Source organism: Streptomyces xanthophaeus (genome assembly GCF_000725805.1).
GTDB classification, from domain to species: Bacteria; Actinomycetota; Actinomycetes; order Streptomycetales; family Streptomycetaceae; genus Streptomyces; species Streptomyces xanthophaeus.
Genome location: NZ_JOFT01000024.1, coordinates 95,791 through 119,253, shown reverse-complemented (window position 1 = coordinate 119,253; position 23,463 = coordinate 95,791). Strand labels below are relative to the sequence as shown.

Annotated in this window: 21 protein-coding genes and 1 pseudogene; 15 read left to right on the top strand and 7 right to left on the bottom strand. The window is 73.3% G+C overall.

Features of this window, described 5'->3' with window-relative positions:
- Positions 1-2: 2 nt before the first annotated feature.
- Positions 3-905, bottom strand: a complete 903-nt coding sequence (locus IO30_RS0116605) for a 3-hydroxybutyryl-CoA dehydrogenase (protein WP_051859833.1) — start codon at positions 903-905, stop codon at positions 3-5.
- Positions 906-1,056: 151 nt separating this feature from the next.
- On the opposite strand from IO30_RS0116605, the gene IO30_RS0116600 reads away from it, so the two are divergent.
- A complete protein-coding gene (locus IO30_RS0116600; RefSeq protein WP_031143735.1) occupies positions 1,057-2,358 on the top strand; it encodes a glycoside hydrolase family 10-like protein in 1,302 nt (433 codons plus the stop codon).
- A gap of 1 nt (position 2,359) precedes the next feature.
- On the opposite strand, the gene IO30_RS0116595 is transcribed toward IO30_RS0116600, so the two are convergent.
- The gene (locus tag IO30_RS0116595) at positions 2,360-2,557 is read right to left on the bottom strand and encodes a DUF1918 domain-containing protein (protein ID WP_031143733.1); all 198 of its coding nucleotides are present in this window, start codon (positions 2,555-2,557) and stop codon (positions 2,360-2,362) included.
- A gap of 56 nt (positions 2,558-2,613) precedes the next feature.
- Positions 2,614-3,543 (bottom strand): DMT family transporter, encoded by a 930-nt coding sequence (locus tag IO30_RS0116590; RefSeq protein WP_031143731.1) that lies wholly within the window; start codon positions 3,541-3,543, stop codon positions 2,614-2,616.
- Between IO30_RS0116590 and IO30_RS0116585 the strand changes: the two genes are divergently transcribed.
- From IO30_RS0116585 to IO30_RS0116550, 8 genes are read left to right on the top strand one after another with little or no spacing between them, the layout of a single operon-like run.
- A complete protein-coding gene (locus IO30_RS0116585; protein WP_078904393.1) occupies positions 3,542-4,987 on the top strand; it encodes an aminotransferase-like domain-containing protein in 1,446 nt (481 codons plus the stop codon). The genes IO30_RS0116590 and IO30_RS0116585 overlap by 2 nt on opposite strands.
- Positions 4,988-5,032: 45 nt before the next feature.
- Positions 5,033-5,614 carry a histidine phosphatase family protein gene (locus tag IO30_RS0116580; protein WP_031143728.1) on the top strand — a complete coding sequence of 194 codons (582 nt, stop codon included), beginning with the start codon at positions 5,033-5,035 and terminating at the stop codon, positions 5,612-5,614.
- Positions 5,615-5,646: 32 nt separating this feature from the next.
- Positions 5,647-6,411 (top strand): hypothetical protein, encoded by a 765-nt coding sequence (locus IO30_RS0116575; RefSeq protein WP_031143726.1) that lies wholly within the window; start codon positions 5,647-5,649, stop codon positions 6,409-6,411.
- Positions 6,412-6,456: 45 nt separating this feature from the next.
- The gene (argC, locus tag IO30_RS0116570) at positions 6,457-7,497 is read left to right on the top strand and encodes an N-acetyl-gamma-glutamyl-phosphate reductase (protein WP_031143724.1); all 1,041 of its coding nucleotides are present in this window, start codon (positions 6,457-6,459) and stop codon (positions 7,495-7,497) included.
- Positions 7,494-8,651 (top strand): bifunctional glutamate N-acetyltransferase/amino-acid acetyltransferase ArgJ, encoded by a 1,158-nt coding sequence (gene argJ / locus IO30_RS0116565; RefSeq protein ID WP_031143722.1) that lies wholly within the window; start codon positions 7,494-7,496, stop codon positions 8,649-8,651. Before argC ends, argJ begins: the two co-directional genes overlap by 4 nt.
- Entirely contained in the window at positions 8,648-9,556 is a 909-nt protein-coding gene (gene argB / locus IO30_RS0116560; protein WP_031143721.1) for an acetylglutamate kinase, read from the top strand. The genes argJ and argB overlap by 4 nt, the downstream gene beginning before the upstream one ends.
- Entirely contained in the window at positions 9,553-10,749 is a 1,197-nt protein-coding gene (locus IO30_RS0116555) for an acetylornithine transaminase (RefSeq protein ID WP_031143719.1), read from the top strand. The genes argB and IO30_RS0116555 overlap by 4 nt, the downstream gene beginning before the upstream one ends.
- Positions 10,750-10,756: 7 nt before the next feature.
- On the top strand, positions 10,757-11,320 hold the full coding sequence (locus tag IO30_RS0116550) for an arginine repressor (RefSeq protein WP_031143717.1): 564 nt from the start codon (positions 10,757-10,759) through the stop codon (positions 11,318-11,320).
- A gap of 56 nt (positions 11,321-11,376) precedes the next feature.
- On the opposite strand, the gene IO30_RS0116545 is transcribed toward IO30_RS0116550, so the two are convergent.
- From IO30_RS0116545 to IO30_RS41995, 3 genes and pseudogenes are all read right to left on the bottom strand, one after another.
- On the bottom strand, positions 11,377-12,072 hold the full coding sequence (locus IO30_RS0116545; protein WP_031143715.1) for a L,D-transpeptidase family protein: 696 nt from the start codon (positions 12,070-12,072) through the stop codon (positions 11,377-11,379).
- A gap of 6 nt (positions 12,073-12,078) precedes the next feature.
- Positions 12,079-12,213 (bottom strand): annotated as a pseudogene (locus IO30_RS47015) (pyridoxamine 5'-phosphate oxidase family protein); the annotation flags it as partial.
- Positions 12,214-12,294: 81 nt separating this feature from the next.
- Positions 12,295-15,219 (bottom strand): HEAT repeat domain-containing protein, encoded by a 2,925-nt coding sequence (locus IO30_RS41995; protein ID WP_157853328.1) that lies wholly within the window; start codon positions 15,217-15,219, stop codon positions 12,295-12,297.
- A gap of 117 nt (positions 15,220-15,336) precedes the next feature.
- Here IO30_RS41995 and IO30_RS0116535 point away from each other — a divergent pair, with 117 nt between their 5' ends.
- The 3 genes from IO30_RS0116535 (at position 15,337) to bla (ending at position 19,198) form a co-directional block, all read left to right on the top strand.
- Positions 15,337-16,530: an argininosuccinate synthase gene (locus tag IO30_RS0116535; RefSeq protein WP_031143711.1), complete on the top strand. Its 1,194-nt coding sequence runs from the start codon at positions 15,337-15,339 to the stop codon at positions 16,528-16,530.
- 126 nt (positions 16,531-16,656) lie between these two features.
- On the top strand, positions 16,657-18,084 hold the full coding sequence (gene argH, locus IO30_RS0116530) for an argininosuccinate lyase (protein WP_031143710.1): 1,428 nt from the start codon (positions 16,657-16,659) through the stop codon (positions 18,082-18,084).
- 160 nt (positions 18,085-18,244) lie between these two features.
- Positions 18,245-19,198, top strand: coding sequence for a class A beta-lactamase (gene bla, locus IO30_RS0116525; RefSeq protein WP_031143709.1), 954 nt, complete (start codon positions 18,245-18,247; stop codon positions 19,196-19,198).
- A 19-nt stretch (positions 19,199-19,217) separates the two neighbouring features.
- Here bla and IO30_RS0116520 read toward each other — a convergent pair whose 3' ends face one another.
- Positions 19,218-19,736: an HAD domain-containing protein gene (locus tag IO30_RS0116520; protein ID WP_031143708.1), complete on the bottom strand. Its 519-nt coding sequence runs from the start codon at positions 19,734-19,736 to the stop codon at positions 19,218-19,220.
- Positions 19,737-19,825: 89 nt separating this feature from the next.
- Between IO30_RS0116520 and IO30_RS0116515 the strand changes: the two genes are divergently transcribed.
- The 3 genes from IO30_RS0116515 to IO30_RS0116505 all read left to right on the top strand — a co-directional run bounded on the left by IO30_RS0116515 (position 19,826) and on the right by IO30_RS0116505 (position 23,463).
- Positions 19,826-20,374, top strand: coding sequence for a TetR/AcrR family transcriptional regulator (locus tag IO30_RS0116515; protein WP_031143706.1), 549 nt, complete (start codon positions 19,826-19,828; stop codon positions 20,372-20,374).
- Positions 20,374-21,918 (top strand): MFS transporter, encoded by a 1,545-nt coding sequence (locus tag IO30_RS0116510; protein ID WP_031143704.1) that lies wholly within the window; start codon positions 20,374-20,376, stop codon positions 21,916-21,918. Before IO30_RS0116515 ends, IO30_RS0116510 begins: the two co-directional genes overlap by 1 nt.
- Positions 21,919-21,987: 69 nt before the next feature.
- Positions 21,988-23,463 carry a hypothetical protein gene (locus IO30_RS0116505; protein WP_031143702.1) on the top strand — a complete coding sequence of 492 codons (1,476 nt, stop codon included), beginning with the start codon at positions 21,988-21,990 and terminating at the stop codon, positions 23,461-23,463.

Below are 23,463 nucleotides of genomic sequence, written 5' to 3'. Positions count from 1 at the left end.
GGTCAGCCGTACGGGTAGAAGCCCGAGCCGGTCTTGCGGCCGAGGCGGCCCGCGTCGACCATCCGCTGGAGCAGCGGAGGAGCGGCGTACAGCGGCTCCTTGAACTCGGCGTACATGGAGTCGGCCACCGAGGCCACCGTGTCCAGGCCGATCAGGTCCGCCAGCTTCAGCGGGCCCATCGGGTGGGCGCAGCCCAGCTCCATGCCGTTGTCGATGTCCTCGCGGCTCGCGATGCCCGACTCGAACATCCGGATCGCGGACAGCAGGTACGGGATGAGGAGCGCGTTGACCACGAAACCGGAACGGTCCTGGGCGCGGATCGCGTGCTTGCCCAGCACGTCCCGCACCAGGGCTTCGGCCCGCTTGACCGTCTCGTCGCCCGTGGTCAGTGCGGGGATCAGCTCGACGAGCTGCTGCACCGGCGCCGGGTTGAAGAAGTGGATGCCGATGACCTGGTCGGGGCGCGAGGTGGAGACGGCCAGCTTCACCAGCGGGATGGAGGAGGTGTTGGAGGCCAGGATCGCGTCCGGGCGGGTGACCACCTGGTCGAGGACCTGGAAGATCTCCGTCTTGACCTGCTCGTTCTCGACGACCGCCTCGATGACGAGGTCGCGGTCGGCGAATTCGCCGAGGTCGGTGGTGAAGGTGAGGCGGGCCAGGGTGGCGTCCCGCTCCTCCTCGCTGATCTTGCCGCGTTCGGCGGCCTTCATCAGGGAGTTGTGCAGCCGGGTGCGCCCGATCTCCAGGGCCTCGCCGGTGGTCTCGGCGACCTTCACCTCAAGACCGCTGCGGGCACACACCTCGGCGATACCCGCGCCCATCTGGCCGCAGCCCACTACGCCGACCCGTGCGATGTCGGTCGGGAGGGTAGAGAGGTCCGTCACATCGTGCCTTTCGCTGCTCATCCATCGCGGGTCCCCCGTGGGTCAGTGGTCACTGCATTCCGGCGCCCGCCACGCCCCCCGACGTTACCCCCGACCTTGACCCCGGTGACGGGCCGGGGCGGGCATGCTGGGCGCACGCGATCGATGTCACGCTACGGAACGGAGTGGTCACATGGAGTGGATCGGACGGCGGGGGCTGCTGGCGGGGGCGGCTGGTGCGCTGGTCACGGCCGCCGCCGGGCAGACGGGGGTGGCGGGTGCGGCCACCGGGGCCGGGGCGCCGGGGGCGCCGTCGGGGCCGGAACGGGCCCCCGGTCCAGCGGGAGCCGAGCCGCACCGCAGGGCCGCGGCGCCGGAGTTCCGCGGGATGTGGATCGCGTCAGTGACCAATGTGGACTGGCCCTCCAGGAGCGGGCTCTCCGCCGCGCAGCAGAAGCGCGAACTGCTGGCCCTCCTCGACGCGGCCGTGGCACGCCGGCTCAACGCGGTGATCCTCCAGGTCCGTCCGGCGGCCGACGCGCTGTGGCCCTCGCCGCACGAGCCCTGGTCCCAGTGGCTGACGGGGAAGCAGGGCGTGGACCCGGGCTGGGATCCGCTGGGCACGGCCGTGACCGAGGCCCACGCCCGCGGGCTGGAGCTGCACGCCTGGTTCAACCCGTACCGCGTGGCCAACCACACCGACCCCGACCGGCTGGCCGCCGGGCACCCGGCCCGGCGCAACCCCGGCTGGACGGTCCCGTACGGGGGCAAGCTCTACTACAACCCGGGGCTGCCGGAGGTGCGGCTGTTCGTGCAGGAGGCCATGCTCGACGCGGTCCGCCGCTACCCCATGGACGGGGTGCACTGGGACGACTACTTCTACCCGTATCCGGCTGCCGGGGAGTACTTCGACGACGACGCGGCCTACGAGGAGCACGGCGGCTCCTTCGCCTCACGGGCCGCCTGGCGCCGCCACAACACCGACACCCTGGTCAGCGAGATGTCCGCCCGGGTGCGCCAGGTCCGGCCGAAGGCGCGGTTCGGCATCAGCCCGTTCGCGGTGTGGCGCAACGCCGGGAAGGACCCGCTCGGATCGGCGACGGACGGCAGCCTCGCCACCTACGACGACCTGTACGCGGACACCCGCAAGTGGGTCACCGAGGGCTGGATCGACTACGTCGTGCCGCAGGCCTACTGGCACATCGGGCACCCCGTCGCCGACTACGCCGACGTCGTGCCCTGGTGGGCCCGGACCGTGGAGGGCACCGGCGTGGACCTGTACGTGGGGGAGGCCCTGTACCGCTGTGACGCCGACAGCCCCACCGAGGCCTGGCGCGATCCCGCGGAACTGTCCCGGCACGTCACCTTCGCCCGGGACTACGCGGAGGTCCGCGGCCACGTCTACTTCTCCGCGAAGCAGGTGGCCTCGGACCCCAACGGGGCGATGGCCGAGGTCGTCGCCGACCACTACGGCTCGGCCGTGCCCCCGCGTTGATTCAGTGGGCGGATTCTTCGGGGTGGCGGACCGTGCAGTCGGGTCCGGGAGCCATCAGGGCCTCGTGCCCGTCCTGGAAGCGGACCCGGTACGGGGGAGTTCCGTTCTCGCCCAGAACCTGGGTGATCTCGCCCACCTTGTCGTGCTGTCCGACGATCCTGCCGTGCTGCACCAGCTGGTCGCCCTCGGTCGCGCGCATACTGACCTCCTCGGTGGCGGTCCGATCCGGTGATTGCAGTTTAGGTCGTATCGCTGCTATTTGACCCGTTGGGTCACCACGATGCAGAGCAGTACGGCGCCCGCGGCCGCCGGTACGGCGGGGGAGAGGTGCTCGCCCAGCAGCGCCACCGACCACACCAGGGTGAGCAGCGGCTGGGCGAGCTGGAGCTGGCTGGCCCGGGGAGCCCCGATCTCGGCCATGCCGCGGTACCAGACGTACAGGCCGAGGAAGGTGGAACCGGCCGCGACCCAGACCAGGCCGGCCACCCCGTGGCCGGTGAGGTGCACCGGCTCGTACGCGAGCCCGATCGCGGAACCGGCCACGCTCAGCGGCAGGCACAGCACCAGCGCCCAGCCGATCACCTGCCAGCCGGGCAGCACCTTGGCGAGGCGGCCGCCCTCGGTGTACCCGGCGGCGCACACCAGCAGCGCGGCGAACAGGTAGGCGTCGCCCGCCGAGAGGGCGCCGCCGCTCTGCGCCACGGTGAAGCCGAGGACCACCGCGGCCCCCGCGCCGGCCGCGATCCAGAAGGCGCGCGAGGGGCGGGCCCCGGTGCGCAGCGCGGAGAGCGCGGCCGTGGTCAGGGGCAGCAGGCCCACCACGACGGCGGCGTGCGAGGTGGTGGAGGTCTGCAGGGCGAGGGTGGTGAGCAGCGGGAAGCCGACGACCACCCCGGCGGCGACCACGGCCAGGCCCGCCCAGTGGGCGCGGGCGGGCAGCGGGGCCCGCAAGGCCAGCAGGAAGACGCCCGCGACGGCGGCGGCGAGGACGCTGCGCAGGGCCACGAGGGACCAGGGGCCGAAGCTCTCCAGCCCCCATGCGGTGGCGGGGAACGTCAGCGAGAAGGCGATGACCCCGAGCGAGGCGAGCAGGGTGCCCCGGGTGGCGGCCGGGGCCGTACCCCGGACCGGGGAGTCTGCGACCGCTATCGTGGACGGGAGAGTAGCGCTATTCTGTGCTGTCATGTATGAGCGTAGCAGTGTGGCAGAGCTGGCAGAATCCCTCCGCTCCGAACTCGACCGCTACCCGATAGGTGGAAAGCTGCCGTCGAGCCGGGCTCTGGTCGAGCACTACCGGGTCAGCCCCGTCACCGTCTCGCGGGCCCTCGCACAGCTCGCCGCCGAGGGACTGGTGGTCACCCGGCCGGGCGCCGGGGTCTACCGGGCCCGGCCGCGCACCCAGGCCCCCGCGGCCGGGGACACCTCCTGGCAGGAGGTCGCCCTCAGCGCGGAGGGGGCCGGCGAGGTCGTCCCGCGGTCCGTCGACGCCACCGGGGTGCTGAGCACACTCGCCGCGCCGCCCGTCGGGGTGATCGAGCTCAACAGCGGCTACCTGCACCCCTCCCTCCAGCCCGAACGGGCCATGGCGGCGGCCCTGGCCAGGGCCGGGCGGCGGCCCGGCGCCTGGGGGCGGCCGCCCGTCGAGGGGCTGCCCGAGCTGCGCGACTGGTTCGCCCGGGAGATCGGCGGGTCCGTGGCCGCCGCCGACGTACTGGTCACCGCGGGCGGGCAGAGCGCGCTGTCCACCGCCCTGCGGGCGCTCGCCCCGCCCGGGGCGCCGATCCTGGTCGAGTCCCCGACCTACCCCGGCCTGCTGGCGATCGCCCGCGCCTCCGGCTGCCGCCCCGTACCCGTACCGGTGGACGCCGAGGGGGTCCGGCCGGACCTGCTCGCCGCCGCCTTCGAGGCCACCGGCGCACGGGTCTTCGTGTGCCAGCCGCTCTTCCAGAACCCGACCGGGGCGGTGCTGGCCCCCGCGCGGCGGGCCGAGGTGCTGCGCATCGCGCGGGCCGCGGGCGCCTTCGTGGTCGAGGACGACTACGCCCGGGCCCTGGCCCACGAGGACGCGGGCCAGCTGCCCCCGACCCTGGCCGCCGAGGACGCCGACGGGGTGGTGGTGCACGTCAGGTCCCTGACCAAGGCCACCTCGCCCAGCCTGCGGGTGGGCGCGATCGCGGCCCGCGGCCCGGTGGTGGACCGGCTGCGCGCCATCCAGGTCGTGGACAGCTTCTTCGTGCCCCGGCCGCTCCAGGAGGCGGCCCTGGAACTGGTCGGCGCACCGGCCTGGCCGCGCCACCTGCGGGCCGTGGCCGCCGAGCTCAGGCACCGCAGGGAGGTGCTCGCCGGAGCCCTGCGCCGGGACCTTCCCGCGCTGGAGCTGCCCCACCTGCCCTCCGGCGGGTACCAGTTGTGGGTGCGCCCGCTGGGCGCAGGGGACGACGCCGCCTTCGCCGCGGCCGCCCTGCGCGCCGGGGTGGCGGTCGCGGCGGGCCGCCCCTACTTCTGCGCGGAGCCGCCGGGCCCGTACGTCCGGCTGAGCTTCGCCGGGGTCTCGGGCCCCGGCGAGCTGGTGGAGGCGGTCCAGCGGCTGAAGGGCGGACTCCAGGAGGGGGCCTGGGCGGCCGCGTAGGTCAGGACGCTTGACCCCGCCGGGCCGACGGCTCACCATCGCCGCATGCATGTTCGGGTCTCGCTCGTCGCCGCAGCCCGTAGTTGCTCGCTGCTCGCCGAGCGCTTCGACGACGACCGGCCGCTGGACGGGACCGGCCTGCGGGCGCTGGAGGCGGCCGCCCGGAGCCTTGTACCGCTGGGCGCGGCCGGGCTGCGCTACTGCTCGCCGACCCCGCGCAGCCGCGCGACCGGCGAGGCCCTCGGGTACGCGCCCCTGGCGCAGCCCGCGCTGCGCGAGTGCGACATGGGCCGCTGGCGCGGGCTGACCCTGGCCGAGGTGACCGCCCGCGAACCGGGGGCCGTGGACCTCTGGCTCGCCGATCCGCGGGCCGCGCCGCACGGCGGCGAGTCCCTGCTCGCCTTCATCTCCCGGATCGGCGGCTGGCTCGACACCCGGCCCGCGGACGACGGGGGCGCGATCGTGGCGGTGGCGGAACCCTCGGTGGTCCGGGCGGCGCTGGTCTACGCGCTGAACGCGCCTCCGCAGACCTACTGGAACGTCGACGTCCGGCCGCTGTCCACGGTGACCCTGGCCGGCTGGTCGGGCCGCTGGCACCTGTCCTTGCAGGCGGCGCAAATCGGTTGAGCGCGCCGCGGGCCCCGGCCTAGCCTGCGCCCATGACCGGCATAGTGATCACCGACCTGACCGAGCGGCCCGAACTGGCCGCCCGCCTCTGGGACATGCAGGACTCGTGGCCGCAGTTCGCGCTCCACGACCCGGTGTCCTGGCTGCTGTACCCGCGCATGGTGGCCGAGCTGCCCGAGTACGTCCTGGTCGCCACGGACGGCGACGAGGTGGTCGCCCGGGCCTTCAGCGTGCCCTTCGCCCTGAACGCACCCGGGCGGGACGGGGCCCTGCCCGCGCGGGGCTGGGACCAGGTCCTCCTGTGGACCTTCTCCGACCTGCGGCGCGGCGTGCGCCCCGACACGGTGAGCGCCATCGAGATCAGCGTCGCCACCGGCCGGCAGGGCGAGGGCCTGTCCGGGCTGATGCTGGCCGCGATGCGGGAGAACGCCCGCAAGCGCGGCTTCGCCGAGGTCGTCGCCCCGGTCCGGCCGAGCGCGAAGGCGGCCGAGCCGGACGCCTCGGTCCACGAGTACGCGTACCGCACCCGCGAGGACGGGCTGCCCCACGACCCGTGGCTGCGGGTCCACGTCCGGGCGGGCGGGGTGATCGACTCGGTGGCCCCGCTGTCCATGACGGTCACCGGCTCGCTCGCCGAGTGGCGCGAGTGGACGGGCCTGCCCTTCGACGCCCCCGGCCCGGTCCGCGTCCCGGGGGCCCTGGTCCCGGTCCACTGCGAGCCGGAACAGGGCCATGCCGTCTACGTGGAACCCAACATCTGGGTCCGTCACCCGCTGGCACGGGGAGGCTTTGCATAAAACTGCGGAGATACGTATAGTCATGCCATCGACGAGGAGGGTCCGATGGCAGTACGTGTAGCGGTGGCCGGAGCGAGCGGATACGCGGGCGGCGAAGTCCTGCGCCTGCTGCTCTCTCACCCCGGGGTGGAGATCGGCGCCCTGACCGGCAACTCCAACGCCGGCCAGCTCCTCGGCTCCCTCCAGCCGCACCTGGTGCCGCTCGCGGGACGGACCCTGGAGGCCACCACGCCCGAGGTCCTCGCCGGGCAGGGCCGTCCGCACGACGTGGTCTTCCTCGCCCTGCCCCACGGTCAGTCCGCGGCCGTCGCCGCCCAGCTCGGCGAGGACGTGCTCGTCGTCGACATGGGCGCCGACCACCGTCTGAAGGACGCGGCCGACTGGGACCGATTCTACGGCGCCCCGCACGCCGGGACCTGGCCCTACGGCCTCCCCGAGCTGCCCGGCGGGCGCGCGGCCCTGGCGGGGGCCAAGCGCATCGCGGTCCCCGGCTGCTTCCCCACCGCCGTCTCCCTGGCCCTGTTCCCGGCGTACCAGGCGGGGCTCGCCGAGCCCGAGGCCGTGATCGTCGCCGCCACCGGCACCTCCGGCGCGGGCAAGGCCCTCAAGCCGCACCTGCTCGGCTCCGAGGTGATGGGCACCGTGACCCCGTACGGCGTCGGCGGCGTGCACCGGCACACCCCCGAGATGGTGCAGAACCTCTCCCCGCTGGCCGGGCAGCGCGTCTCCGTGTCCTTCACGGCGAACCTCGTGCCCATGCCCCGCGGCATCCTCGCGAACTGCTCGGCCAAGGCCCTGCCCGGCGTCACCGCCGAGGCCCTGCGCGCCGCCTACGAGAAGGCGTACGCCGACGAGCCCTTCGTCCGGCTGCTCCCCGAAGGCCAGTGGCCCACCACCCAGTCCGTCTACGGCTCCAACGCCGTCCACCTCCAGGTGGTCCACGACCCGTCCGCGCAGCGGATCATTGCCATCAGCGCCATCGACAACCTGACCAAGGGCACCGCCGGCGGCGCGGTCCAGAGCATGAACATCGCCCTGGGGCTCCCGGAGGAGCTCGGGCTTTCCACGATCGGAGTGGCACCGTGAGCGTCACGGCAGCACAGGGATTCACGGCAGCGGGCATCGCCGCCGGGATCAAGGCGAACGGCAACCCCGACGTGGCCCTCGTGGTCAACCACGGGCCGCGTCTGGCCGCCGCGGGCGTCTTCACCTCCAACCGCGTCAAAGCCGCGCCGGTGCACTGGTCCGAGCAGGTCCTGCGGGGCGGCGTCGTCAGCGCGGTCGTCCTGAACTCCGGCGGCGCCAACGCCTGCACCGGCCCCAAGGGCTTCCAGGACACCCACGCCACCGCCGAGAAGGTGGCCGAGACCCTCGGCGAGCCGCACAACGCCGGGGAGATCGCCGTCGCGTCCACCGGACTGATCGGCGTCCTGCTCCCCATGGACAAACTGCTCCCCGGCATTGAGACCGCCGCGGCCGCCCTGTCCGCGGACGGCGGCGAGGCCGCCGCGATCGCCATCAAGACCACCGACACCGTGCACAAGACGGCCACCGCCTCCGTCGGCGGCTGGACCGTCGGCGGCATGGCCAAGGGCGCGGGCATGCTCGCCCCGGGCCTGGCCACCATGCTCGTGGTCCTCACCACCGACGCCGACGTGGACGGCGTCACCCTCGACAGGGCGCTGCGCGACGCCACCCGCACCACCTTCGACCGGGTCGACTCCGACGGCTGCATGTCCACCAACGACACGGTGCTGCTGCTCGCCTCCGGGGCCTCCGGCGAGGTGCCGGCGTACGAGGAGTTCGCCGAGGCCGTACGGACCGTCTGCGCCGACCTGGCCCGCCAGCTGATCGGCGACGCCGAGGGCGCCAGCAAGGACATCCGCATCGAGGTCGTCGGCGCGGCCAGCGAGGAGGACGCGGTCGAGGTCGGCCGGTCCATCGCCCGCAACAACCTGCTCAAGTGCGCCATCCACGGCGAGGACCCGAACTGGGGCCGGGTGCTCTCCGCGATCGGCACCACCTCCGCCGCCTTCGACCCGGACCGGCTGAACGTCGCCATCAACGACGTCTGGGTCTGCAAGAACGGCTCGGTCGGCGAGGACCGGGACCTGGTGAGCATGAAGGACCGCGAGGTCCGCATCACGGCCGACCTGGCCACCGGCAGCGAGTCGGCCGTCATCTGGGCCAACGACCTGACCGCCGAGTACGTCCACGAGAACAGCGCGTACAGCTCATGAGCACAGCCCGCAAGCACACGGCCCTGCCCAAGGCGGAGATCCTCATCGAGGCCCTGCCCTGGCTGACGCGCCACAACGGCAAGATCGTGGTCATCAAGTTCGGCGGCAACGCCATGATCGACCAGGGGCTCAAGGCCGCCTTCGCCCAGGACGTCGTCTTCCTGCGCCAGGCGGGCCTGCGGCCCGTCGTCGTGCACGGCGGCGGCCCCCAGATCAACGCCCAGCTCGACAAGCAAGGCCTGATCAGCGAGTTCAAGGCGGGCCTGCGGGTCACCACCCCCGAGGCCATGGACGTCGTACGGATGGTGCTGGCGGGCCAGGTCCAGCGCGAGCTGGTCGGGCTGCTCAACGAGCACGGACCGCTCGCCGTGGGCATGACCGGCGAGGACGCCCACACCATCACCGCCACCAAGCACAGCCCGGAGATCGACGGCGAGCTCGTCGACATCGGCCGGGTCGGCGAGATCACCGCCATCGACACCGGAGCGATCGAGGCACTGCTGGCGGACGGCCGGATCCCGGTGATCTCCTCCATCGCGCGCAGCGCCGACGACCACCACGTGTACAACGTGAACGCCGACACGGCGGCCGCGGCCCTGGCCGCCGCCCTCGGCGCCGAGACGCTGATGGTCCTCACCGACGTCGAGGGCCTGTACGCGGACTGGCCCAGCAGCGACGAGGTCATCAGCCGCCTCACCGTCAGCGAGCTGGAGAAGCTGCTGCCCGAGCTGTCCAGCGGCATGGTGCCCAAGATGGAGGGCTGCCTGCACGCCGTGCGCGGCGGCGTCAGCACCGCCCGCGTGATCGACGGACGGGTCCAGCACTCGATCCTGCTGGAGATCTTCACGGACGAGGGAATCGGCACGATGGTCGTGCCCGACGCACAGGGAGGGGAAGTCAAGTGAAGGGCAATCAGGAGTACGCCGCCCGCTGGCGGGGAGCGCTGACCGACAACTACGGCACCCCCGCCCTGGCCCTGGTGCGCGGCGAGGGGGCCCAGGTCTGGGACGCCGACGGCAAGCAGTACACCGACTTCGTCGGCGGCATCGCGGTCAACGCCCTCGGCCACGCCCACCCGGCGATCGTCGCGGCCGTGACGCAGCAGGTCTCGACGCTGGGCCACGTGTCCAACCTCTACGCCTCCGAGCCGGTCCTCGCGCTCGGCGAGCGGCTGCTCCAGCTCTTCGGCCGCCCCGGCCGGGTCTTCTTCTGCAACTCCGGCGCCGAGGCGGTCGAGGCCGCCTTCAAGATCGGGCGGCTGACCGGGCGGACCCACATGGTCGCCACCGACGGCGGTTTCCACGGCCGGACCATGGGCGCCCTGGCGCTCACCGGCCAGCCGAAGAAGCAGGACCCCTTCCGGCCGCTGCCCGGCGACGTCACGCACGTCCCGTACGGGGACGCAGAGGCCCTGCGGGCCGCCGTCACCGAGGAGACCGCGATCGTCGTGATCGAGCCGATCCAGGGTGAGAACGGCGTCGTCGTTCCCCCCGCCGGGTACCTGACGGCCGCCCGCGAGATCACCCGGGCCACCGGCACCCTGCTGGTCCTCGACGAGGTGCAGACCGGCATCGGACGGTGCGGCCAGTGGTTCGAGCACCAGGCCCACGAGGGCGTGGAGCCCGATCTGGTCACGCTCGCCAAGGGCCTGGGCGGCGGTCTGCCCATCGGCGCCGTGGCCGCCTTCGGCGCTGCCGCCGATCTGCTCCGGCCCGGGCAGCACGGCACCACCTTCGGCGGGAACCCGGTGGCCTGCGCCGCGGGCCTCGCCGTGATCGACACCATCGCCGCCGACGGGCTCCTCGACCAGGTCAAGGCACGGGGAGAGCGGCTGCGCTCCGGAATCGAAGCTTCCGGGCATGCGCTCGTATCCCACGTCCGTGGTGCCGGCCTCCTGCTGGGTATCGTGCTGACCGAGCCCCTCGCGCCCCAGGTGCAGCAGGCGGCTCAGGACGCCGGCTTCCTGGTCAACGCGCCCGCCCCCGACGTCGTACGGCTCATGCCTCCGTACGTGCTCTCGGAGGCCGAGGCGGACGCGTTCGTCCGGGCACTGCCCGGCATCCTCGACGCAGCCAGCGGGGACGGATCCGGAGAATGAGACGACGATGAGTCAGGCACAGGACAACGAGCACAGGGGGTCCCCCCTGACCGAGTCCGGGGGAGGCCAGGCCGTCCCGCAGACCCGCACCGCACGCCACCGCCGGATCGTGGACATCCTCAACCGGCAGCCGGTCCGCTCCCAGAGCCAGCTGGCCAAACTGCTGGCCGACGACGGCCTGAGCGTCACCCAGGCGACGCTCTCGCGCGACCTCGACGAGCTGGGCGCGGTGAAGATCCGCAACACCGGCGGCGAGCTGATCTACGCGGTCCCCAGCGAGGGCGGCTTCCGCACCCCGCAGGCCCCGCTCGGCGAGTCCGCCAAGGAGGAGCGCATGCGGCGCCTCTCCAGCGAGCTGCTGATCTCGGCCGAGGCCTCGGCGAACCTCGTGGTCCTGCGCACCCCGCCGGGTGCGGCGCAGTTCCTCGCCTCGGCCATCGACCAGGCCGAACTCCAGGCCATCCTCGGCACGATCGCAGGCGACGACACCCTGATGCTCATCAGCCGCGACCCGGCGGGCGGCCAGGCCCTCGCCGACCACCTGCTGAGGCTGGCGCAGAAGGAGGGCTGAGCCGGTCCCGGCGGGGCCCTGCGGCGGACACCGGCCCCAGTGGCGCGGACACGGCCTCAGTAGCGGGTTACCGCCAGCTCCCCGGACTCCGTGCCGATCGCGATGTGCGGACCCCGCCGCGGGGCCGCCCAGCGCAGGATCGCCCGCATGGTCCCCGCCGGTACGGACACGCAGCCGGCCGTCGCGCCCTTGCCGTTCACGTGCAGGAAGATGCCCGCGCCCCGGCCGCGCACGGGCCGGTCGTAGTTGAAGGCGATCAGCAGGGCGTGCGCGTACTGCTTCTCGTACGTCACCAGGTGCTCGGCCTCGCCCGGCGCGCAGTCCGCGGGCAGCGGCTCGACCCAGCGGTTGTAGCTGACCGACGCGTTGTCCTGGCACCACCAGGAATGCTGCGTCACCCGGCGGTACCGGTACTCCGTCCCGGCCGGGGCCTGCCGGATGCCGAAGGCGTACGGGAGGGCGTACAGCCCCGTCGGCGTGGTGTCGGTGCCCTGGATGCGTGACGATCCCTCGGTGAGCCCGTTCGCCCCGAAGCGGGCCGGCGCGCTCCCCGCCTCGTACCAGCGTCCCGCCCGCCGGTCCCACCAGGTCAGCCGCCCGGTCGTGGAGCCGGGCGCGGGCGCCACGGCGGTGATCAGCTGACTGCCGCCGCCGGTGTCGGCGAGGCGGGCGGGCAGCGGCCCCTGACCCGAGGAGCCCTGCGGGAGCAGGGCGGTGACGATCAGTGAGCCGGTGACGAGAGCGGTACGCAGCACATGTCAGACCGTACGCGGGGGAAGGGGTACGGGCAGCGCAGGCAGGCCGTCGAGGCTGGACGCGACTTTCTTCTCGCAGTACCCGGCGAACTCCTCGTCGCTCTTGCGCGCGAAGTACTCCGCGTGGAGCGTGCACTCGCGCGCAGCCGGCCGTCTATGCGTTCATGAAGCTTTCCCATGAGCCGATTGCCTTCCCGGTGATCAGGGCGGCCGGGGATTTCACCAGGTGAGACGCATCCGGTGCCGCTCCTTCCAGCCGAGTTCGCTCTCGTACCGGCGCAGGAGCGCCCGCATCTCCCCGGGCTCGAAACCGCCCCTGAGCACCGACGCCTTCCAGTCCCACCGCCGCAGCAGGGACAGCGCGGTGCGCCGCAGCCCCGGGTCGGGGTCGTCCAGCGCGCCCGTCACGGACGGCAGCCCCTCGTCCGACCCCTGCGAGGCCAGCAGCCGCAGGGCGGCCCTGCGGAGGTGCACGGGGCGGTCCGGGCGGGCCCGTTCCACCAAGTGGGCCGTAGGCAGCCCCGGGGCCAGCGGGCGCAGCGACCGGGCCGCCTCCCGGACCACCGCCGGTGACGGGTCGTCCAGGAGCAGGAGCAGGGCCTGCGGTCCGGGTTCGGGGACGCCGAGCAGCCGCAGCGCCGCCACGGCCGCCGCCCGGACCTCGTCGTCACTGTGCCCGAGCAGGCCCGCCACCAGGGCGGAGTCCGCCCGGCTGCCGCATTCCGCGAGCCCGAGGACCGCTCCGGGCGTGGGGGATTCGGCGCACAGCCGCCGGTACGCCTCCCCGGCGTCGCCGCCCTCCTGGCGGACCAGCCACCGGGCACAGGCCCGGACCGTCCCCGAGGGGTCCGCGAGGTGCCGGGAGCCCTCGGCGGCCCGGCCGGCCGCGCGCAGGGCCGTGACCCCCGCCGCCCGCACGTAACCGGCGCGGGAGGCCAGCAGCGTGTCGACGGCGACGTCCTCGGAGCCCTGCGCGGCCATGGCGGCCAGCGCGGCCCGCTTCCACAGGTCCCGCAGCACGGCGTCCCCTTCCCCGGCGGCGCGCCGGGCCAGGGCGGGCGCCCCCATGGCACCCGCACCCTCCAGACTGATCCGTACGGCCGCCCGCCGGGTCCGCAGGTCGCGGTGGGAGCACAGCTCCGCCCGCACCGCGGTGTACCGCGGCTCGCGCAGCGCGGCCTCGAACGCCTCGACGGCCCAGCGGCCCTCACGGCGTCCGCGCAGGTGCATCACCATCGGGGTCAGACCGCGCAGGGTCTGCTCCCCGGCGTCCCGGAGCGCGTCGGCGACGACGCGCCGGGCGGCCTCGCGGACCTGCGGGGCCCAGTCCGCGCACCGCAGCACGGCCAGCGGGAGCAGCTCCGGGACACCCGCCGCGGCGACGACGGCGCCCTCCCTGATCCGTCCGTTCCAGTGGCACAGGGCGGTCGCCGCACGGGAACCGAAGGCTTTGGCCTCGTAGGGCGCCATGTACCGCACCCCGATGTCCAGCGCGGTCCAGGCGGCCGGGTCCTCGGTGTCGACGACCTCGTCGAGCGGCGTGTCCGTGCCGTCGGCGAGCTTCAGCGCCGCGTCCCGGCCCGCGTACAGCTCCCACTTCAGCCGCTCCTGGAGCAGTGCCCGGGCCCAGCCGCGCACGGCGGGGTCGCGGTGAGAGGTCAGGGACCGGGCGATCCGGCGCCGCACCAGGAGCGGGCGCAGCTCCAGCACGGCCAGACCGGCCACCCGCAGGGCATCGGGCCGGCCGGGGGCGAACAGCTCCAGCAGCCAGGACTCCGGCCGGGTGCGGGCGTACGGCAGCACCAGCGAGCGCACCGCCCGGACGGCGGGCGCGTGCGGGTCGGCCAGGTACGGCAGGAGTTCCTCCGGGGTGGCCGCGCCGTGCCTGCGCAGGCCCGCCAGGGCCGCGGCCCGCACCCGCCCCTCGGGGTGCCGGGCGAGGCCGCGCAGCAGGGGCAGGTCCGAGGCGTCCCCGGTCTCCGCCAGCCCGAACACGGCCCCCGGCACGGGGGAGTCCGCGCACAGCGCGCGGTAGTGGGCCAGGGGGTCCTGCCCGGCGGCGCGCAGCTCCCGGCGGGCCGCCTCCCGCACCGGGGCCGAGGGGTCTGACAGATGGGCGGTCAGCTCCCCGGCCCGCCCGGCGCCGCGCAGGGCGCGGACCGCGGCGGTGCGCAGGGTCGTGCGCGGGTGGACGAGCAGGGCGTCGAGGAGGGGGCCCGGGAGGCCGTCGGCGCTGTGCCGGGCCGCCTCCTCGCAGCGCTGCCGCACCACCGCGTCCCGGCCGGCCGCGGCGGTCTCCCACAGCTGGGCGGGCGTCAGGGCGCCCGCTTCCAGGGCCAGTCCGAGGGCGGCCCGCCGGACCTCGGGGCACCTCCCGCTGAGGGCTAACCCGGCCGCCCGCTCCGCCGGGAGCACGCCCGAGCGCAGCGCCGCGAGCCGGATCCGCGCCTCCGGGTCGGCGACGAGGCAGGCGACCCGGTCCGCCGTGAGCAGGCCGTGGGCCAGCGCGACCCGGACGGCGCCGAAGCGGACCTCATGGTCCGCATGACCCACCAGCTCCACGACCTGCGCGGCGGGCAGGGAGCCCAGCCGCTCCAGGACCAGCTCCCAGGCCCGGGCCCCGTGCCGGCGCGGGCCGACCAGCAGGGCGAGGGGCACCAGCGCGCGTACGTCCTCCTCCGTTGCTGCGGTCAGTTCCGCGGCCAGCACCGCCCGGGCGGCTTCCCGTACGGGCTCCGCGGAGTCGGCGCACCGGATCAGCACCAGCGGCAGCACTTCGGGCCGTCCCGCCGCGTGCCCGAGGGCGGCCTCCCGCACGCGGGGGTCGTCGTGGCACAGGCACAGTGCGAGTTCGGACCCGGCCGGGGGAGCGGCTGACCAGGTCACCCCGTGCCCGTCGTGCCAGTGCGGGGCGGTGCTCCAGTCGGCTATTTCGAGCGAGTCGAACCAGTTCACCCCGACCCGGACGGTGCCGGAGGATCTCCAGCCCCGGCGGGTCCAGGTGTTGCAGTGGACGCTCGTGTCGAGATCCGTCCAGTCCTGCGGACCGTTGCCGTCCAGGGCGCGCTGCGGGTCCTTGCCGTGGAGCAGGCGCTCGGCGGGTGAATAGAAGGCGGTCCGGGACAGCGGCGGCAGTATCTGCATGGCCGCAGCGTAGGGGGACGACACCCCCGCTGACCTCACATTATTCCATCGATTGACGAAACATACGGAGTAGTGCATAGTTATGCCTGTTGTTGGATGCACCGTGAGGAGAAACCCGTGACCGAGCGCGTCGTACTCGCCTATTCAGGCGGACTGGACACCTCCGTCGCCATCGGCTGGATCGCCGAGGAGACGGGCGCCGAGGTCATCGCCGTTGCCGTGGACGTCGGCCAGGGCGGCGAGGACCTGGACGTCATCCGCAAGCGCGCCCTCGCCTGCGGTGCCGTCGAGGCCGAGGTCGCGGACGCCAAGGACGAGTTCGCCGACGAGTACTGCCTCCCGGCGATCAAGGCCAACGCCCTCTACATGGACCGCTATCCGCTGGTCTCCGCCCTCTCGCGCCCGGCCATCGTCAAGCACCTGGTCGCCGCGGCCGAGAAGCACGGCGCCTCGGTCGTGGCCCACGGCTGCACCGGCAAGGGCAACGACCAGGTCCGCTTCGAGGCCGGCATCGCCGCCCTCGGCCCCGACCTGAAGTGCATCGCCCCGGTCCGCGACTACGCGATGACCCGGGACAAGGCGATCGCCTTCTGCGAGGAGAACGACCTGCCGATCGCGACCACCAAGAAGTCCCCGTACTCCATCGACCAGAACGTCTTCGGGCGCGCCGTCGAGACGGGTTTCCTGGAGGACATCTGGAACGCGCCGATCGAGGACATCTACGAGTACACCGCGAACCCGGCCCTGCCCCGCGAGGCGGACGAGGTCGTCATCTCCTTCAAGGAGGGCGTCCCGGTCGCCCTCGACGGCAAGCCCGTCACCGTGCTCCAGGCCATCCAGCAGCTCAACGAGCGGGCCGGCGCGCAGGGCATCGGCCGGATCGACATGGTCGAGGACCGGCTCGTGGGCATCAAGTCCCGCGAGGTGTACGAGGCCCCGGGCGCGATCGCGCTGATCACCGCCCACCAGGAGCTGGAGAACGTCACCGTCGAGCGCGAGCTGGCCCGCTACAAGCGGCAGGTCGAGCGGCGCTGGGGCGAGATGGTCTACGACGGCCTGTGGTTCTCCCCGCTCAAGCGCGCCCTGGACGGTTTCATCAACGAGGCCAACCAGCACGTCACCGGTGACATCCGGATGACCCTGCACGGCGGCCGCGCCGTCGTCACCGGCCGGAAGTCGGACGAGTCGCTGTACGACTTCAACCTCGCCACCTACGACTCGGGCGACACCTTCGACCAGTCCAAGGCCCAGGGCTTCATCGAGATCTTCGGCCTGTCGTCGAAGATCGCCGCCCGCCGCGACCTGGCCTGAGCCGGACCCGAAACCCATACCGAAGCAGTACGGACGGCCTCCCCGTTTCCTCCGCGGCGGGGAGGCCGTTGCACATCCGGAAACCAACAGGCTGTCGAAGCCATGCAGTCTTGAGGAGCAGTAGCTGTGAGCAGCAAAAACGGTGACGTCCGGCTCTGGGGAGGTCGTTTCGCAGACGGCCCTTCGGAGGCGCTGGCCCTGCTGTCGGCGTCCGTCCACTTCGACTGGCGCCTCGCGCCCTACGACATCGCCGGCTCGCGCGCCCACGCCCGCGTGCTCCACAAGGCGGGTCTGCTCACGGCCGAGGAACTCGGCCGCATGATCGCGGGCCTGGACCAGCTGGAGGCCGACGTGGCGAGCGGCTCCTTCACCGGCACGATCGCCGACGAGGACGTCCACACCGCCCTGGAGCGGGGCCTGCTGGAGCGGCTCGGCGCCGACCTCGGCGGCAAGCTGCGGGCCGGCCGGTCCCGCAACGACCAGGTGGCCACCCTCTTCCGGATGTACCTGCGCGACCACGCCCGGATCATCGGCGGCCTGATCGCCGACCTCCAGGACGCGCTGGTCGGCCTGGCCGAGAGCCACGCGGACGTCGCGATGCCCGGCCGCACGCACCTCCAGCACGCGCAGCCGGTGCTCTTCGCCCACCACGTCCTGGCCCACGTGCAGTCCCTGTCCCGGGACGCCGAGCGGCTGCGGCAGTGGGACACCCGGACCGCGGTCTCCCCGTACGGCTCGGGCGCCCTGGCCGGATCCTCCCTCGGCCTGGACCCCGAGGCGGTCGCCGCGGACCTGGGCTTCGAGCGCGGCTCGGTCGGCAACTCCATCGACGGCACGGCCTCGCGCGACTTCGTCGCCGAGTTCGCCTTCGTCACCGCGATGATCGGGATCAACCTGTCCCGGATCGCGGAGGAGATCATCATCTGGAACACGAAGGAGTTCTCCTTCGTGACCCTGCACGACGCCTTCTCCACCGGGTCGTCGATCATGCCGCAGAAGAAGAACCCCGACATCGCCGAGCTGGCGCGCGGCAAGTCGGGCCGCCTCATCGGCAACCTGACGGGCCTGCTCGCCACCCTCAAGGCACTGCCGCTGGCGTACAACCGGGACCTCCAGGAGGACAAGGAGCCCGTCTTCGACTCCTGCGACACCCTTGAGGTCCTGCTGCCCGCCTTCACCGGCATGATGGCCACCCTCACCGTCAACCGGGAGCGGATGGAGGAGCTCGCTCCGGCCGGCTTCTCGCTCGCCACCGACATCGCGGAGTGGCTGGTCAAGCAGGGCGTGCCGTTCCGCGTGGCGCACGAGGTCGCCGGAGAGTGCGTGAAGGAGTGCGAGGCCTTCGGCATCGAGCTCGACGAGCTGACGGACGAGCAGTTCGCCAAGATCTCGACGCACCTGACCCCCGAGGTGCGGACGGTGCTGAACGTGAAGGGCGCCCTGGCCTCCCGCAACGGCCGCGGCGGCACCGCCCCCTCGGCGGTGGCGGTCCAGCTCACCGAGCTGAAGGCCGACCTGGTCATCCAGCACGCCTGGGCGGCCCACAAGCAGTAGCAGCTCCCGGCGCGGGCAAGGCCGGACACGAACGTCCCGAGGGGGCGGCGGAGGCGATGCGCCCCCGCCGCCCCCTCGGCACAGGTGCCCGAAGGGAACCGTCTGTCCCTCCGGCAGCGTGTCCGTCCATGTCGTGATCACGAACGCCGAGGAGCTGACAGTGGAATCCGCAGGAGCACGTCCCTCCCGCCGCAGGGTGCTGATCTCGGGCGCGGGCGCCGCGCTGGCGGCCGGCCTGACCGCCGCCTCACCGGGCGGTGCCTACGCGGCATCGTCCGCGGCATCGCCCACCGTGCCGGCCGCGGGCGGGCCGCTGGCCGCGCGGCTGGCCGGGCTGGAGCGGGAGCACTCCGCCCGCCTGGGGGTCTTCGCCCGCAACACGGTCACCGGCCGCACCGTCGCGTACCGGGCGGACGAACGCTTCCCGATGTGTTCGGTCTTCAAGACCCTGGCCGCCGCGGCCGTCCTGCGGGACCTCGACCGGGACGGGGAGTTCCTCGCCCGGCGCATCCGGTACACCGCGCGGGAAGCCGAGGAATCGGGCTACGCGCCGGTCACCGGCCGCCCCGAGAACCTCGCGGGCGGCATGACCGTCGAGGCCCTGTGCGCCGCCGCCGTCAGCCACAGCGACAATCTGGCGGCCAACCTGCTGCTGCGCGAGCTGGGCGGCCCCCGGGCCGTCACCCGCTTCAGCCGCTCCCTCGGGGACCGGACGACCGGGCTGGAGCGGTGGGAGCCCGAGCTGAACTCGGCCGAGCCCTGGCGGACGACCGACACCACCAGCCCCCGCGCCATCGGGACGGCTTACGGGCGCCTCCTGCTCGGCGGGGCCCTCGAACCCGCCGACCGGGAGCGGCTGACCGGCTGGCTGCTCGCGAACACGACCAACACCGACCGCTTCCGCGCCGGACTCGGGCCCGACTGGATCCTCGCGGACAAGACCGGCGGCGGCAACGAGTACGGCGTGGCCAACGACGTCGGCGTCGTACGGGCCCCCGACGGACCGCCGCTCGTGATGGCCGTGCTGACCACCCGCCCCGGCCTGCCGCAGGGGCCCCGGGACAGCGCGCTGGTCGCGGCCACCGCGGCCCTCCTGGCCGACGCCCTCACCTGACCCGCCCCGACGGCCCGGCTCAGGCCGCCCAGTCCGCAAGCGCGTCGAAGTCCGCGCGGGTCAGGCCGATCCGTTCGTCGACGTGCCTCAGCAGGGCGTGCGCCGGGTGGCGCTGGTCCACGTACGCGCGGTCCGCGTCGGTGATGTCGTCGTCGATCCATGCGAAGGGCCGGGTGCCCGCGTACTCAAGGACGTACTGGGTCTTCCAGAACGTCCCGTGCGGCGCCCGGCCGTGCATCGAGGGCCAGTCGATGAAGGGGAGCCTGGGCAGGCCCAGGTGCGGGCCTATCCAGTCGTTGGCCTCGTCCTTCCACGTGGTGGCCCACACCAGCTCGTACGCGTCCGCCAGCGCGAGCAGCTCCGCGCCGTGGGAGTGGTCGAGCCAGACCCGCAGGGGCTTCGCGCTCTCGGCCTCGCGCCAGCCCGTGGGGCGCATCCGGTGGGTGGTGTAGCCGGCCGGGCGGCGCTGGGGCTTGGCCGCGTACGGGTTCAGGGGGCCGTCCACGTCGATCAGCAGCAGGGGCTTCGTCGGCTTCATCTCGTCAGGATTCCTTTCGTGCTGCCGCGGGGCAGCTCATTTTGCGATCGAATGAGACATGCGCGTCTCATTCGGGTTATGCTTGTCTCATGGCCATGGATCGTGACCAGGTGCTCCGCGACGCGGCGGCCCTGCTCTCCCGCAAATCGACCGCCACGATGGACGAGGTCGCCCGCGCCGCCGGAATCGGGCGCGCGACCCTCCACCGGCACTTCGCCGGGCGGGACGCCCTCGTACGGGCCCTGGAAGAACTCGGCATCCGCGAGTTCGAGATCGCCTTCGACAACGCCCGGCTCGAAGAGGGCACTGCGGTCGAGGCCCTGAAGAGGCTCGTCGCCCAGGCGGAGCCGAACGCCGAGCTGCTGGCCTTCCTCGTCACCGAGAACCAGCTCTTCGAGGGCGACCAGGTCCACGAGGGCTGGTCCCGGCTCGACGCCCGGGTGGGCGCGCTCTTCCGGCGCGGCCAGCAGGAGGGCGACATCCGGATCGACCTGAGCCCCGCATGGCTCACCGAGGCCCTCTACGGGCTCATCGGGACCTGCGCCTGGGCCGTCATGGACGGCCGGGTCGCGGCCAAGGACTTCCAGTACATGATCACCGAGTTGCTGCTCGGTGGCGCAAGACGGAGCGTGGAGTGATGAGCCGTACCGAACAGCTGAACCGGCAGACGGGGGCGGAGGCGAGCCGCCGCGGACGATGGCTGGCACTTTCCGTGCTCGTCCTGGCCGTGCTGCTGGTCGCGGTGGACGCCACCGTACTCGGACTCGCCACCCCGGCCCTCAGCGAGGACCTCAAGCCGTCGGGCACCCAGCTGCTCTGGATCGGCGACATCTATTCCTTCGTCATCGCCGGACTGCTCGTCTCCATGGGCTCCCTCGGCGACCGCATCGGCCGCAAGAAGCTGCTGCTCGTCGGCGCCACCGCGTTCGGCGCCGTCTCGGTCCTCAACGCCTACGCCACCAGCCCCGAGATGATGATCGTCGCCCGGGCCCTGCTCGGCGTGGCCGGCGCGACCCTGATGCCGTCCACCCTCGCCCTGATCCGCAACATCTTCCACGACCCCAGGGAGCGCAGCCTCGCCATCGGCATCTGGGGCGCCACCGCCTCGGCGGGCGCGGCCGTCGGACCCGTCGTCGGCGGAGTCCTGCTCCAGCACTTCTGGTGGGGCTCGGTGTTCCTCATCAACCTTCCCGTCATGGCCGCCCTGGTCCTCGTCGGCATCAAGCTGCTGCCCGAGTCCAAGAACCCGGTCGCCGGGCCCTGGGACCTGGTCAGCGTCGCGCTCTCCCTCGTCGGCGTCATCGGCGTGGTCTACGCCGTCAAGGAAGTCGCCACCCACGGCCTGACCTGGGGCGTCTGGGCCGCCGCCGTACTCGGCTCGGCCTGCCTGTACGCCTTCGTGCGCCGCCAGTTCAGCCTGCCGTCCCCGCTGCTCGACATGCGGCTCTTCAAGCACCGCGGCTTCTCCGGCGCGGTCCTCGCCGACCTGCTCACCGTCTTCGGCCTCTCCGGGCTGGTCTTCTTCCTCTCGCAGTTCCTCCAGCTCGTCCAGGGCCGGGACCCGCTGGAGGCGGGCCTGGCCGAACTGCCCGCCGCCATCGGCGCCGTGGCCACCGGTCTGGTGGCGGGCCGGTACGCCCGCAGGTACTCGGTACGGTCCGTCGTCACCGGCGGCCTCGCCGCCATCGGCCTGGCGCTGGCGGTGCTCACCCTGATCCACAAGGAGACCGGCTACCCGCTGCTCGGCGCCGCCCTGCTCATCGTCGGCCTCGGCGCCGGATTCTCCTTCACCGTCACCGCCGACGTGATCCTCTCCAGCGTCCCCAAGGAGCAGGCCGGTTCCGCCTCGGCCGTCTCCGAGACCGCGTACGAGCTCGGCGCAGCCCTCGGCATCGCCCTGCTCGGCTCCATCGTGACCGGCGTCTACCAGGGCTTCACCGCCCCCGCCTCGGTCCCCGCGCCCGTCGCCGACGCCGCGCACGAATCGCTGGGCGGGGCGGTCGAGGCCTCCAAGGCCCTGGACCCGCAGACCGCCGAGCAGATGGTGGGCGCGGCCCAGGAGGCCTTCGTCGACGGGCTGCGGCTCGCCTCCGGCGTCGGCGCGGCCGTCCTGCTGGCCACCGCCGCGGCCACCTGGTTCCTGCTCAGGGGACAGAAGCTCCAGGACGGCATCGAGCACTGACGCACCGCCAAGGGGTGCGGTCCCCGGCCGAGTTGACAGTCCGTCCGGCCGCGGGACACCATCCCGGCGATGGAGATCAACGATCTGACCCCGGCGGAACGCCGCGTGTGGGAGGCCTTCCCGCGCGGCGACGGCGTCGACTTCCGGGTCCGGCGCGACGACAGCTCCGCCGACGGAGCCGAGTGGGGTCCCGAACGCACCGTGCGCGCCGAGGTGTTGCGGGCCGTCCTGCTGGGCGCCTGCCCCGCCGAGCAGGGCCGGGTCCCAGGGCTCAAGATCAAGGGCGCGAAGATCGTCGGCAAGCTCGACCTGCGCTACGCGGTCATCGACCATCCCATCCGGCTGCGCGGCTGCTGGTTCGAGCGCAAACCCCTGGTCTACGGGGCCCAGTTGCGGGCCCTGGTCCTGGCCCACTCCACCCTGCCCGGCCTGACCGCCTCCACCGCGCGGGTGGACGTGGTCCTGCGGCTCAACTGCTGCCGGATCACCGGTCCGGTCCGGCTGCAGGGCGCCAAGATATCCGGCGGACTCTTCCTCCAGGGGGCGGTGATCGGCCCCACCGAGGGCGAGGAGGCGGACGAACCCCCGCTCCAGCTCAACCACGCCGAGATCGGCACCGACATCATCGCGAACGACCTGACCGTGCACGGCCAGCTACGCCTGAACGGTGCCACCGTCGCCGGTCAGATCAGCCTCGACGACGCCCGCCTGCTCGCCCCCGGCGCCATCGCCCTGCACGCCGAGAACCTGACCGTCGGCACGGACCTGCGGGCCCGGTCCCTCGAAGCCCGCGGCCTCGTCAACCTCACCGGCTCCCGGATACCGGGCCAGTTCTACCTCTCCTACGCCTCGCTCGCCAACCCCGGAGGCGTGGCCCTGCGCGCCTCCAGCTGCGTCGTGGGCGAGCTGTGGATGCGGGACTGCGAACGCGTCCAGGGCGTGGTCAACCTGCGCCGCTCCCAGTTCGACCTGCTCCACGTGCCGCCGGGCACCTGGCCCGAGAAGACCCGCGTCGACGGGCTCACCTATCGCACGCTCGCCCCGCACCTGCCCGCCGAGGAGCGGCTGCCCGCGCTGGAGCTGGAGGAGTCCGGCTACCACCCGTACGCCTACGAGCAGCTGGCCGCGGCCTACCGCACGGCGGGCGACGAGGCGGCCGCGCGGACGGTCCAGCTAGCCAAGCTCCGCCGGCACCGCCGCACCCTGCCCCGGCACGCCCGGCTCTGGGGGCTGCTCCAGGACGGCACCGTCGGCTACGGCTTCCGGCCGCTGCGCGCGGCGGGCTGGCTGCTGGCGCTGCTGCTGACCGGCGCGGTCGCCTTCGGCGCCCGGCCCCCGCGGGCGCTCAAGGCGGGGGAGGCGCCGGACTTCAACGCGGTGTTCTACACGATCGACCTGATGGTGCCGATCATCGGCTTCGGGCAGGAGTCCGCCTACGCGCCGAGCGGCTGGCACCAGTGGCTGTCGTACCTGCTGATCGTGACCGGCTGGGTCCTCGCCACCACGACGGCAGCGGGCGTCAGCCGGTCGCTCCAGCGGCAGTAG

What these genes read in the sequence shown, in the direction of transcription:
- IO30_RS0116595 (WP_031143733.1), bottom strand. Translation starts at nt 2,557, where the DNA reads ATGCGCGCGACCGAGGGCGACCAGCTGGTGCAGCACGGCAGGATCGTC.
- IO30_RS0116605 (WP_051859833.1), bottom strand. Translation starts at nt 905, where the DNA reads ATGAGCAGCGAAAGGCACGATGTGACGGACCTCTCTACCCTCCCGACC.
- argB (WP_031143721.1), top strand. Translation starts at nt 8,648, where the DNA reads ATGAGCACAGCCCGCAAGCACACGGCCCTGCCCAAGGCGGAGATCCTC.
- IO30_RS0116520 (WP_031143708.1), bottom strand. Translation starts at nt 19,736, where the DNA reads ATGAAGCCGACGAAGCCCCTGCTGCTGATCGACGTGGACGGCCCCCTG.
- IO30_RS0116600 (WP_031143735.1), top strand. Translation starts at nt 1,057, where the DNA reads ATGGAGTGGATCGGACGGCGGGGGCTGCTGGCGGGGGCGGCTGGTGCG.
- IO30_RS0116510 (WP_031143704.1), top strand. Translation starts at nt 20,374, where the DNA reads ATGAGCCGTACCGAACAGCTGAACCGGCAGACGGGGGCGGAGGCGAGC.
- IO30_RS0116575 (WP_031143726.1), top strand. Translation starts at nt 5,647, where the DNA reads ATGACCGGCATAGTGATCACCGACCTGACCGAGCGGCCCGAACTGGCC.
- IO30_RS0116550 (WP_031143717.1), top strand. Translation starts at nt 10,757, where the DNA reads ATGAGTCAGGCACAGGACAACGAGCACAGGGGGTCCCCCCTGACCGAG.
- IO30_RS0116585 (WP_078904393.1), top strand. Translation starts at nt 3,542, where the DNA reads ATGTATGAGCGTAGCAGTGTGGCAGAGCTGGCAGAATCCCTCCGCTCC.
- IO30_RS41995 (WP_157853328.1), bottom strand. Translation starts at nt 15,219, where the DNA reads ATGCAGATACTGCCGCCGCTGTCCCGGACCGCCTTCTATTCACCCGCC.
- argC (WP_031143724.1), top strand. Translation starts at nt 6,457, where the DNA reads ATGGCAGTACGTGTAGCGGTGGCCGGAGCGAGCGGATACGCGGGCGGC.
- IO30_RS0116505 (WP_031143702.1), top strand. Translation starts at nt 21,988, where the DNA reads ATGGAGATCAACGATCTGACCCCGGCGGAACGCCGCGTGTGGGAGGCC.
- IO30_RS0116590 (WP_031143731.1), bottom strand. Translation starts at nt 3,543, where the DNA reads ATGACAGCACAGAATAGCGCTACTCTCCCGTCCACGATAGCGGTCGCA.
- IO30_RS0116580 (WP_031143728.1), top strand. Translation starts at nt 5,033, where the DNA reads ATGCATGTTCGGGTCTCGCTCGTCGCCGCAGCCCGTAGTTGCTCGCTG.
- IO30_RS0116515 (WP_031143706.1), top strand. Translation starts at nt 19,826, where the DNA reads ATGGCCATGGATCGTGACCAGGTGCTCCGCGACGCGGCGGCCCTGCTC.